The following is an 11,316-nucleotide window of genomic DNA, read 5'->3' as shown; positions in this document are numbered from 1 at the left end:
ATCTCGCCGTACGGCGTGGCGCGGATCGCGCCGGCGAAGATTTCCACGGTGTAGGCGCAGGTGTTGAGCGCGAACGCCAGCAGCGTGCAGTTGATGCCTTCGCGGAAGAAGGCGTCCAGCAGCGGCTGGGCGCGCACCGACTCGATGCTGTAGATGCCGGTGTAGAACACCAGGAGCTGGATGTAGAGCGGCGTGCCGCGGAACACGTAGGTGTAGAACCACACCGGGCCGCGGATCAGCGGGTTGGGCGACACGCGCGCCACCGCCAGCGGCACCGCCAGCACGAAGCCGATGCCGATCGAGGCCACCAGCAGCCACAGGGTCATGGCGACGCCGGTGATGTGATAGCCGTCGCTCCACAGATAGGCTTGCCAGTATTGCTGCAGGATCTCGTTCATAGCTCAGCCTTTCTGACGCCGACCGAGTAGCGGCGCTCCAGCCAGAGCAGGGCGCCGTTCGATACCGTGGTGATGGCGAGGTAGATCAGCCCGCCTACGATGCTGAAGTAGAACAGTTTCATCGAGCTCTTGCCGGCGTCCTGGGTCGCCTTGACGATGTCGGCCAGTCCGATGATGGACACCAGGGCGGTGGCCTTGATCATCACCTGCCAGTTGTTGCCGATGCCCGGCAGCGCGAAGCGCATCATCTGCGGGAACAGCACGCGGCGGAATACCAGCCACGGCTTCATGCCGTAGGCGGTGGCGGCCTCGAGCTGGCCGCGCGGCACGGCCTGGAAGGCGCCGCGGAAGGTCTCGGTGAAATAGGCGCCGTAGATGAAGCCCAGCGTCACCACCCCGGCGAGGAAGGGATCGATGTCGATCTGCTCGATGCCAACCCACTCGGTGGCCTGGTTGAGCAGCATCTGCAGGCTGTAGAACAGCAGCAGCATGATGACCAGGTCGGGCACGCTGCGGATCAGCGTGGTGTAGGCGGTGGCGACGTGTCGCAGCAGTCGATGGCTGGACAGTTTGGCCGACGCGCCGGCCAGTCCGATCAGGACGGACAACAGCATCGACACCAGTGCCAGCTTGATGGTCTGGAGCGTTCCCTCAAGAATCAGTGGGCCAAAGCCTTCCAGAAACATGGCATTCTCCTTCAGAAGCCCCGGCGGTGTATCGGCAAGTGGGTGTGCCCCGCCTCGGCTTCACAATCACAAAGACGCACGCCGGAGACACCGTAACCACGGCTGTCTCCGGAGCATGCACGTCCCAGTCCTGCCCGTTGGGGGCAGGACCGAATCAGTACCGATCAGTTGTAGATGTCGAAGGAGAAGTACTTCTTGGCAAGGCGGTCGAAGGTGCCGTCCTTGTGAATCTCGGCGAGTGCCTTGTTGACCTGCTGGCGCAGATCGCTGTCTTCCTTGCGCAGGCCGATCGCGGTACCGGTGCCCAGCGTTTTCGGATCTTTCAGCTCGGGGCCGGCAAAGGCGAAATCACGGCCCTGCGGGGTCTTCAGGAAGCCGATGTCCGCCTGCACTGCATCCTGGAGGGCGGCATCCAGGCGGCCCGAACTGAGGTCGGCCAGCACCAGGCTCTGGTTCTGATACGGCACCACGTTCACGCCCTTGGGCTCCCAGTAGGCTTTGGCGTAGGTTTCCTGGGTGGTGCCCTGCTCGACGCCGATACGCTTGCTCTTCAACGATTCGGCAGTGGGCTGCAGGTTGCTGCCCTTCTTGGCGACCATGCGCACCGGGGCGTTGAACATCTTGTCGGAGAAGGCGATCTGTTCGGCACGCTTCTCGGTGACCGAGAGAGACGACAGGATGCCGTCGAACTTCTTGGCCTTGAGCGCCGGGATCATGCCGTCGAAGTCGTTCTCGACCCACACGCATTTGGCTTTCAGTTTCTCGCAGATGGCGTTGCCCAGATCAACGTCGAAGCCGACCAGCTTGCCGTCGGCGGCTTTCGATTCGAACGGAGCATAGCTGGCATCAACGCCGAAGCGGATGACTTTCCAGTCTTTTGCAGAAGCGCCGACGGACGCCAGCGACAGCATCAAGCATACAGCCAGTTTCTTCATGATTTCTCCTCGGCCAATCTTGGCTCTTATTTCGCGGCAACCGTGGTGGCGGGCACGCCGCAAGCATGTGGGGTGAAGGTGGGTTTCGCGGTCGAGGGCGCGGGGCGGCATCGCCTCTCGCCGGTCCCGAACCTCGACCGCGCGACGATCATTTCAGTAAATCGGCGCGCCAGCAATCGCCCTCCCTGCACCATGGCCCTCGCCGCTGCGCCGCACAAAACCAGAACAAATTGCCAATATATCGTTTAAAAACAAATACATGATCCGTTTTTATATGACAACGGCCGGAGATGAAGACCGACACGCCACTTCCCGCATCTGTACGTGACTGTCGCGATTACGAAATCAGCCTGACAACAGAATGCGGACAAGCGGGATGGCCCACTTTCCGCTATACTCGCGCGCCTTCCAGAAGCAAAGCGGAGTAAGAGCAGTATGACGACCAACGCCTGCGGCGTGGATTTTGGCACGTCCAATTCGACCGTCGGGTGGCACCGCCCCGGCCAACCCAGCCTACTGGCGCTGGAAGACGGCAAGGCGACCCTGCCGTCGGTGGTGTTCTTCAACGCCGACGAAGACACGGTGGCCGTGGGCCGCGCCGCACTCGGCGAGTACCTCGAAGGCTATGAAGGCCGGCTGATGCGCTCGCTCAAGAGCATCCTCGGTACCAGCCTGATGAACGGCCAGACCGAGGTGCAAGGGCGCGTGCTGCGCTTCCTCGATTTGCTGGCGATGTTCATCGACGGCCTCAAGACCCGCGCCGAGCGCCAGGCCGCGCGCCACTTCCGCCAGGCGGTGTTCGGCCGCCCGGTGTTTTTCGTCGACGACGATCCCAAGGCCGACAGGTTGGCCGAAGACACGCTGGGCGAGATCGCGCGCCGCGCCGGTTTCAGCGACATCGAATTCCAGTTCGAACCGATTGCGGCCGCCTTCGACTACGAGAGCCGCGTCGAACGCGAGGAACTGGTGCTGGTGGTGGACATCGGCGGCGGCACCTCGGACTTCACGCTGATCCGCGTCTCGCCGGAGCGCGCCGGCAAGCTGGACCGGCGCGACGACATCCTGGCCAACTGCGGCGTGCACATCGGCGGTACCGATTTCGACAAGCAGCTCAGCCTGTATGCGGTGATGCCGCTCCTCGGGCTCAAGAGCCGCCTGAAAAGCGGTGCCGAGATGCCGTCCAGCTACTACTTCAATCTCGCCACCTGGCACACCATCAACTTCGCCTACACCCGTCAGGCCCTGGCGAGCCTGAAGGACGTGTACAACGAGGCACTGGAAAGCGACAAGCTCGACCGGCTGTTTTCGCTGGTCAACAAGCGCGCCGGCCACTGGCTGGCGATCCAGGTGGAAGCGGCCAAGATCGGGCTGTCGTCGAGCGAGCTGGTCACCCTGCCGCTCGACGAGATCGAAGCCGGCCTGCGGCACGACATCACCCGGGCCCAGTTCGACCAGTCCATCGCCCAACAGATCGACACCATCGAGAACACCGTGCGCCGCCTGTTGGTGGACGCCAACGTCAAGGCCGATGACGTCGATACCGTGTTCTTTACCGGTGGCGCCAGCGGCGTGCCGCTGCTGCGCCAACGCATCGCCGCCGTCCTGCCGACGGCACGGGCGGTGGAAGGCGACCTGTACGGCAGCATCGGCTGCGGATTGGCGTTGGACGCGGCACGGCGCTTTGCCTGAGCGACATCTCGCGACCGGCGCCGGCGGCGGGCGTTCCTGAGCAGGACAGGTTTCCCCACCCGATTGACGGCCCCGTCGCGGCAAAAGCCGCTTTGACCGATTTGGCACTAGCGAGGCCGCAAAGCAGCGCTCAGCCTTAGATCCCCTCGACGGCGCGGCCAATCCGGCTTCTGCGCCGCCCTCCCCCTGCGGGCTTGCCCGGGGATGGGCATGGGGCATTGAGCTGGACTATATTTCAATAATTCTTGTAGTATTGATTTATGGAAAAGCACACCGCCACCAAGCTCTTCGAATCCCTGTCTTCCGGGGTCCGTCTCGACATCTACCGCCTGCTGGTCAAGTGCGGCCAGGACGGCATGGTCGCCGGGCAGATCGCCGCCACGCTCGACCTGCCGCCCAATAACGTGTCTTTTCACTTGAAGGGCATGAACCATGCCGGACTGGTCACGGTGGAGCAGGAAGGCCGCTTCCAGCGCTACCGGGCCAACCTGCCCCAGATGCTCGAATTGATCGCCTACCTGACAGAAGAATGCTGCGCCGGCCACCCGGAGCAATGCTTCGACCAAACGCCGGGAGCATGCTGCCCGGAGGCGGCGCTTCCGCCGATTTCCACCACGCCGTCCGAAAGCTGAACCGATGAATGTCCTGTTCCTGTGTACCGGCAACTCCTGCCGCTCCATTCTGGGCGAAGCCACCTTCAATCACCTGGCGCCGGAAGGCTGGCATGCGATGAGCGCCGGCAGCCGGCCGACCGGCCAGGTCCACCCCCGCTCGCTCGCCCTGCTGGCGCGCGAGGGCATCTCGACCGAAGGCTATTGCAGCAAGTCCTGGGACGCGCTGCCGGCCACCCCGGACATCGTGATCACGGTCTGCGCCAGCGCCGCCGGCGAAACCTGCCCGGCCTACCTCGGCCCGGTACTGCGCACCCACTGGGGCGTGGAAGACCCGGCCCACGCCACCGGCACCGATGAAGAGATCGACGCCGCCTTCATGACCGCCTACCGCATCCTGCGCGCCCGCATCGAGGCCCTCCTGGCACTGCCGCTGGCGGAGCTGCAGCAGGACAAGGCGGCGCTGAAGGCCGAGATGGACAAGATCGCCACCCTTACCGCGTAAAGGAGATTCACCCATGGCAACGATTCAGGTATTCGACCCCGCGCTGTGCTGCAGTTCGGGCGTCTGCGGCGTGGACGTCGACCAGGCGCTGGTGGCCTTTGCCGCCGACGTGGACTGGCTGAAGCAGAACGGCGGCCAGATCGACCGTTTCAACCTGGCGCAGCAACCGCTCGTCTTCGCCGAGAACGCCGCCGCCAAAGCGTTCCTGGAGCGCTCGGGCCAGGAGGGACTGCCGCTGATCCTGGTGGATGGCGAACTGGCGCTGGCCGGCCGTTATCCGCGCCGCGCCGAACTGGCGCGCTGGGCCGGCATCAGCCAGCTCGCGGTGGAAGCGAAACCGGCATCGGGCTGCTGCTCCGGCAGCGGCTGCTGCTGAACCCGCGAGAAAGGACACTCATGCTGTTCCTCGATCATCTCCCTCCGTTTTTGTTCTTCACCGGCAAAGGCGGCGTCGGCAAGACCTCGCTGGCGTGCGCCACCGCGATCCGGCTGGCCGACCAAGGCAAGCGGGTGCTACTGGTCAGCACCGACCCGGCGTCCAACGTCGGCCAGGTGTTTGGCGTCACCATCGGCAACACGGTAACGCCAATCGACGCGGTGCCGGGATTGCGTGCGCTGGAAATCGATCCGCAGGCCGCCGCCCAGGCCTACCGCGACCGCATCGTCGGCCCGGTGCGCGGCGTTTTGCCGGAGACGGTGGTCAAGGGCATCGAGGAGCAGCTGTCCGGCGCCTGCACCACCGAAATTGCCGCTTTCGACGAATTCACCGCCCTGCTGACCGATGCGGCGCTGCAGGCCGACTACGACCACATCGTGTTCGACACCGCGCCGACCGGGCACACCATCCGCCTGCTGCAACTGCCGGGCGCCTGGAGCGGCTTTCTGGAGCAAGGCAAAGGCGATGCATCCTGCCTCGGCCCGCTGGCCGGACTGGAAAAGCAGCGCAGCCAGTACCAGGGGGCCGTGGCGGCCTTGTCGGACGCCCGCCGTACCCGCCTGATCCTGGTCGCCCGCGCGCAGCGCGCGACCTTGCGCGAGGTGGAACGCACTCACGAGGAGCTGGCAGCGATCGGGCTGACCCAGCAATACCTGGTGATCAACGGCATCCTGCCGCAATCGGAAACGTCGGGCGACGCGCTGGCGGTCGCCGTCTGGCGGCGCGAACAAGCGGCCCTGGCGGAACTGCCACTGGTGCTGCGCGACCTCCCCACGGACCACGTCCCCCTGATGCCGTTCAACCTGGTCGGGCTGTCGGCGCTTCGCCAGATGCTGTCGACCCCGGAAGTTTCCGCTGGCGACAGCGTCGACGCCGTGGCCCTATCCGATGCGCCCGATCTGGCCACGCTGGTCGATGGCCTGATCGGTGACGGGCACGGCCTGATCATGCTGATGGGCAAGGGCGGCGTCGGCAAAACCACGCTGGCGGCCGCGGTGGCGGTCGAGCTGGCCAGTCGTGGCCATCCGGTGCACCTGACCACCTCCGACCCGGCCGCCCATCTCGCGGAAACGCTGGAGGGCTCGCTCGCCAACCTGAGCGTCAGCCGCATCGATCCGCGCACGGAAACCGAGCGCTATCGTCAGCAGGTGCTGGCCACCAAGGGCAAGAACCTGGATGAGCAGGGGCGCGCCATGCTGGAAGAAGACCTGCGCTCGCCGTGCACTGAAGAGGTTGCCGTGTTTCAGGCGTTCTCGCGCGTGATCCGCGAGGCCGGGCGGAAGTTCGTGGTGATGGATACCGCCCCCACTGGTCATACCCTGCTGCTGCTTGACGCCACCGGGGCTTACCACCGCGAAGTGGCCCGCCAGATGGGGGCCAGCGGCATGCATTTCACCACGCCGATGATGCAGCTGCAGGACCCGGCCCAGACCAAGGTGCTGATCGTGACCCTGGCCGAAACCACGCCCGTGCTCGAGGCCGCCAACCTGCAGGCCGACCTGCGCCGAGCCGGCATCGAGCCGTGGGCCTGGGTCGTCAACAACAGTCTGGCCATGGCCAAGCCGGGGTCGCCCTTGCTGCGGCGCCGGGCTGCCACTGAACTGGCGCAGATCGATGCCGTCGCCTCCCGCCACGCCCAGCGCTGGGCGGTCGTGCCGCTGCAGCCTGACGAGCCGGTCGGCGTCGAACGGCTGCAACGGCTGACCCGTCACGGAACGGCATCGGGAGAGAACATCACCATGAACGATGAAACCTACAACGCCGAACCGCGCGTGCCCCGCAAGCAGGAGGAGAAGTAAGCAATGGATTTACCGCGTCGTTTAGTGGCCGAGTGGCTGGGGACGGCCTTGCTGCTGGCCACGGTCGTCGGCTCCGGCATCATGGCCGAGCGCCTGTCCGGCGGGAATCTTGGTGTGGCGCTGCTGGCCAACGCGATTGCCACCGGCGGCGGTTTGGTCGCGCTGATTCTGACCTTCGGCGGCGTCTCGGGCGCCCACTTCAACCCCGTGGTATCGCTGGCGGCGGCGCTGCGCTGCGAACTGTCCGGTCGCGAGGCCCTGCTCTACGCGCTGGTGCAGCTGATCGGCGCGTTTTGCGGCGTGGCTGCGGCGCACGGCATGTTCGGCGAGCCATTGTTCTTCGCCTCGCAGCACATCCGCACTGGGCCGTCGCAATGGTGGAGCGAGTTCGTCGCCACCTTCGGCCTGCTGGCGGTGATCTTCGGCTGTTCGCGCAGTCGGCCGGATGCGGTGCCCTACGCCGTGGCGTCGTACATCGTCGGCGCCTACTGGTTTACCGCGTCCACCTCGTTCGCCAACCCGGCGGTGACGCTGGCGCGCGCCGCCACCGGTACGTTTTCCGGCATCCGCCCGATCGACACACCGGGCTTCATCGTGGCGCAACTGGCCGGCGCGCTGGCCGCCACCGTGTTCTTCGGCTGGCTGCTGCGCGACAAGTCGCCGCTGGCGCTGGACCTGATGGCCAACGCCGCCGAGGACCGCGCGGCCAGGCCACTGCACGACTGATCCCTTCGGCTGGCGACGGACGAGGGTTGTCGTAGCGCCCCGAGCCCGGCGGGCACGTCCTCGGTCTCAGTGCGGCGCCGCCAGTTCCGGGAACGCCTCGTCCACGCTGAGGATGGCGCCGGACTGGGCGCCATCGTAGCCCGGCAGTTGACCGATGTCGTGGCGGAATTCGGCACTTTGCAAGGCGGCGATCATGCTCTGTAGCGCGGGATGGTCCAGCGTGGCGCGCCGCACCAGGAAGAAATAGCGCTCGGTCTGTAGCGGCAGGAAGTCCAGGTCGAAACGCCGTGCGGCCGTCTCGATGCCGAGCCCGACGTCGGCCATGCCGCTGGCGATGAACGCTGCCACCGCCGCATGGGTCAGTTCCGCCTGCTCATAGCCGTGCACCTGGAGCGGCGACACGCCGGCTTTCTGCAGCAGCTTGTCGAGCAGCAGCCGCGTGCCCGAACCCGGCTGGCGGTTGACGAAGCGCACCTCCGGCCGCCCCAGGTCGGCGATTTCGTAGATCTTGCGCGGGTTGCCGCGTACCACCATCAACCCCTGGCGCCGTGTCACGATATGGATGACGCGCTGCTCGTGGCGGTCGAAATGCTCGGCGTAGCTGGCGGCGATCGTGCTCTGGAATTCGCCCAGCGGCACGTGAAAACCGGCCAGGTCGCACTCCCCCGCATGCAGCGCCGCCACGGCGTCCTGGCTGCTGCGGTACTTGAGGTCGATGGCCATGCCGGCGGCGCTCAGGGTCCGCACCAGCATTTCCACGGCAAAACCATGGCTGGCGTGCAGCCGCAGCGGTGCGCCAACCGCCTGCAGTGCGTGACGCAGCTCGGTCTCGATTTCCGAGGCCAGCGTTTCCAGCAAGGGCCCGATGCGCGCCTTGATGCGGCGGTTGGCCCACACCAGTTTCTCCCCCAGCGGCGTCAGCCGCGCCCCCTTGCCGCGCGCCATTTCCAGCAGTGGCACCCCGAGGGCGTCCTGCGCCTGCTGCACCAAGCCCCAGGCATGGCGGTACGAGGTGTCGCAGGACTTGGCGGCGGTCAGCAGGCTGCCGTGCGTCTGCACCGCGGTCAGCAACTCGATCAACCGGAATGGAATCGCGTCGCCGCTGTCGGCGGCGAGTTCCCATACCAACTGGCTTCGCACCCGCAGGCGCTGTGTCACATTATGTTTTGATTGCATAATCATCCGGCAATCCGGTTCATATTGAAAAGCACCCCATAACCTAGCACACTGCGGCTCATTACGGCTTTCATTATGTTTTTGGAAGCATATGGAATGGCGTGTTCTCAGTCATTTATGGTCGGATTGGGACAGATCGTCCGCGCTTTTCGGCGTGACAATCAAAGATGTCCGAGAATGATTGAGGGCAGGCTCTCAAAACCGGCTCACGATCTGTCGCAAGCCCCCCCTCGGCGGGGTGAAGAGCAGCACATGAGCCCCGATCAGGGGCGCGCAGCAAGATCGGGAACAGGTTTTCAACAGGGGATATCCAATGACGACCGAACAAGACCTGGCGCAGGCGTCGCTCCAGGCCATCCTCCAGACGCACCAGAACCAGCCCGGCGCCTTGCTGCCGATTCTGCACGACGTGCAGGATGCGCTGGGCTTCATCCCTGACTGGGCGGTGGCCGACATCGCCAAGGCACTCAACCAGTCGCGCGCCGAAGTGCACGGTGTCATCACGTTCTACCACCATTTCCGCACCACGCCGCCGGCGCAGCACACGCTGCAGATCTGTCAGGCCGAGGCCTGTCAGGCGCGCGGCAGCCGCGAGCTGACCGCGCACGCCGAACAGGTGCTGGGCTGTAGCCTGCACGGCCAGAGCGCCGATCAACGCATCGGGCTCGAGCCGGTGTACTGCCTGGGCCTGTGCTCCACCGGTCCGAACATCCAGCTGAACGACAAGATGGTCTCGCGCGTCGACGCCGCCAAGCTCGACCGCCTCCTGGCCAGCGTGAAGGAGGCCCAATGAGCATCCGCCTGTTTGTCCCGAGAGATTCCGCCGCCCTCGCCCTGGGCGCGGACGACACTGCCGCCGCCCTCGCCGCCGAAGCCCAGCGCCGTGGCGTCGACATCGAACTGGTGCGCAATGGCTCGCGCGGCTTGTTCTGGCTCGAACCGCTGGCCGAGGTGCAGACCGCACGCGGCCGCGTGGCCTACGGCCCGGTCGAGGCCGACGACGTGGCAGAGCTGTTCGACGCGCTGATTCAGGGCGCGGAGCACCCGCTCGGCCACGGCCTGACCGAGGAAATCCCCTATCTCAAGAACCAGGAACGCCTGACCTTCGCCCGCGTCGGCATCACCGACCCGCTGTCGCTGGCCGATTATCAGGCGCATGAAGGCTTTGCCGGCCTCAAGCGCGCGCTGAGCATGGACAGCGCGGCGATCGTGCAGGAAGTGCTCGACTCCGGCCTGCGCGGCCGTGGCGGCGCGGCGTTCCCGACCGGCATCAAGTGGCGCACCGTAGCGCAGGCCGAAGCCGCCCAGAAGTACGTGGTGTGCAATGCCGACGAGGGCGACTCCGGGACCTATTCGGACCGGATGGTGATGGAAGACGACCCGTTCATGCTGATCGAGGGCATGACCATCGCCGGTATCGCCGTGGGCGCGACCCAGGGCTACATCTACGTGCGCTCCGAGTACCCGCATTCGTTCGACGTGCTGAACCAGGCGATCAGGTTGGCCGAAGACGCCGGCTTCCTCGGTGAGAACATCCTCGCTTCCGGCAAGCGCTTCCAGCTCGAAGTGCGCAAGGCCGCCGGTGCCTACGTCTGCGGCGAAGAAACCGCGATGCTGGAGAGCATCGAGGGCAAGCGCGGTGTGGTGCGCGCCAAGCCGCCGCTGCCGGCGCTCTCGGGCTTGTTCGGCCAACCTACCGTGATCAACAACGTCATCTCGCTGGCCAGCGTGCCGGTGATCCTGGCGCGGGGTGCAGCGTTCTACGCCAACTACGGCATGGGCCGCTCCAAGGGCACGCTGCCGTTCCAGCTCGCCGGCAACCTGAAATACGGCGGGCTGGTGGAAAAAGCCTTCGGCCTGACCTTGCGTGAATTACTGCAGAATTTTGGCGGCGGCAGTGCCTCCGGCCGGCCGATCCGCGCGGTGCAGGTGGGCGGTCCGCTCGGCGCCTACCTGCCGGAGTCGCAGTTCGACACCCCGCTGGATTACGAAGCCTTCGCCGCGCTCGGCGCCGTGGTCGGCCACGGTGGCATCGTGGCCTTCGACGACACCGTCGACATGGCCGAGCAGGCGCGCTACGCGATGGAGTTCTGCGCCATCGAATCCTGCGGCAAGTGCACCCCCTGCCGCATCGGCTCGACGCGCGGCGTCGAGGTAATCCAGCGCATCCAGAAAGATGAAAAACGTCCGCAGCAGATCGGCCTGCTGCGCGACCTGTGCGACACCATGCTGCACGGCTCGCTGTGCGCGATGGGCGGCATGACACCCTACCCGGTGCTGTCGGCACTCAACCATTTCCCGGAAGACTTCGGAGGTGCAGGCGAATAAATCTGCTGCACAGCGCAATACCGGCCC

At 65.6% G+C, this 11,316-nt stretch carries 12 protein-coding genes; 8 read left to right on the top strand and 4 right to left on the bottom strand.

The window, feature by feature from the left end; all coding sequences use genetic code 11:
* From B9N72_RS13375 to B9N72_RS13365, 3 genes are all read right to left on the bottom strand, one after another.
* On the bottom strand, window positions 1–398 hold a 398-nt coding region (locus B9N72_RS13375), incomplete at its 3' end, for an ABC transporter permease subunit (protein ID WP_143477830.1).
* Window positions 395–1,084 (bottom strand): ABC transporter permease, encoded by a 690-nt coding sequence (locus B9N72_RS13370; protein ID WP_085276818.1) that lies wholly within the window; start codon window positions 1,082–1,084, stop codon window positions 395–397. The genes B9N72_RS13375 and B9N72_RS13370, both read right to left, overlap by 4 nt.
* Window positions 1,085–1,248: 164 nt before the next feature.
* Entirely contained in the window at window positions 1,249–2,019 is a 771-nt protein-coding gene (locus B9N72_RS13365; RefSeq protein WP_085276817.1) for an ABC transporter substrate-binding protein, read from the bottom strand.
* Window positions 2,020–2,454: 435 nt separating this feature from the next.
* Here B9N72_RS13365 and B9N72_RS13360 point away from each other — a divergent pair, with 435 nt between their 5' ends.
* The 6 genes from B9N72_RS13360 (at window position 2,455) to B9N72_RS13335 (ending at window position 7,785) form a co-directional block, all read left to right on the top strand.
* The gene (locus B9N72_RS13360) at window positions 2,455–3,708 is read left to right on the top strand and encodes an Hsp70 family protein (RefSeq protein ID WP_085276816.1); all 1,254 of its coding nucleotides are present in this window, start codon (window positions 2,455–2,457) and stop codon (window positions 3,706–3,708) included.
* A 260-nt stretch (window positions 3,709–3,968) separates the two neighbouring features.
* Entirely contained in the window at window positions 3,969–4,340 is a 372-nt protein-coding gene (locus B9N72_RS13355) for an ArsR/SmtB family transcription factor (RefSeq protein WP_085276815.1), read from the top strand.
* A 4-nt stretch (window positions 4,341–4,344) separates the two neighbouring features.
* Window positions 4,345–4,824 (top strand): arsenate reductase ArsC, encoded by a 480-nt coding sequence (locus B9N72_RS13350; RefSeq protein ID WP_085276814.1) that lies wholly within the window; start codon window positions 4,345–4,347, stop codon window positions 4,822–4,824.
* Window positions 4,825–4,837: 13 nt separating this feature from the next.
* Window positions 4,838–5,200, top strand: coding sequence for an arsenite efflux transporter metallochaperone ArsD (gene arsD, locus B9N72_RS13345; RefSeq protein ID WP_085276813.1), 363 nt, complete (start codon window positions 4,838–4,840; stop codon window positions 5,198–5,200).
* Between the two features lie 20 nt (window positions 5,201–5,220).
* Window positions 5,221–7,059, top strand: coding sequence for an arsenical pump-driving ATPase (arsA, locus tag B9N72_RS13340; protein ID WP_234985983.1), 1,839 nt, complete (start codon window positions 5,221–5,223; stop codon window positions 7,057–7,059).
* Window positions 7,060–7,062: 3 nt separating this feature from the next.
* Window positions 7,063–7,785, top strand: a complete 723-nt coding sequence (locus tag B9N72_RS13335; RefSeq protein WP_085276812.1) for an aquaporin — start codon at window positions 7,063–7,065, stop codon at window positions 7,783–7,785.
* 66 nt (window positions 7,786–7,851) lie between these two features.
* Here B9N72_RS13335 and B9N72_RS13330 read toward each other — a convergent pair whose 3' ends face one another.
* Window positions 7,852–8,961 carry a substrate-binding domain-containing protein gene (locus B9N72_RS13330; RefSeq protein WP_234985982.1) on the bottom strand — a complete coding sequence of 370 codons (1,110 nt, stop codon included), beginning with the start codon at window positions 8,959–8,961 and terminating at the stop codon, window positions 7,852–7,854.
* A gap of 313 nt (window positions 8,962–9,274) precedes the next feature.
* On the opposite strand from B9N72_RS13330, the gene B9N72_RS13325 reads away from it, so the two are divergent.
* Both B9N72_RS13325 and B9N72_RS13320 read left to right on the top strand, forming a co-directional pair.
* Window positions 9,275–9,754 (top strand): formate dehydrogenase subunit gamma, encoded by a 480-nt coding sequence (locus B9N72_RS13325; protein WP_085276810.1) that lies wholly within the window; start codon window positions 9,275–9,277, stop codon window positions 9,752–9,754.
* A complete protein-coding gene (locus B9N72_RS13320) occupies window positions 9,751–11,289 on the top strand; it encodes a formate dehydrogenase beta subunit (RefSeq protein WP_085276809.1) in 1,539 nt (512 codons plus the stop codon). The genes B9N72_RS13325 and B9N72_RS13320 overlap by 4 nt, the downstream gene beginning before the upstream one ends.
* Window positions 11,290–11,316: the final 27 nt, after the last annotated feature.

The sequence above is a fragment of the Pseudogulbenkiania subflava DSM 22618 genome (assembly GCF_900177275.1).
In the GTDB taxonomy this organism is placed as follows: domain Bacteria; phylum Pseudomonadota; class Gammaproteobacteria; order Burkholderiales; family Chromobacteriaceae; genus Pseudogulbenkiania; species Pseudogulbenkiania subflava.
This window is presented reverse-complemented; position numbering and strand designations above follow the sequence as displayed.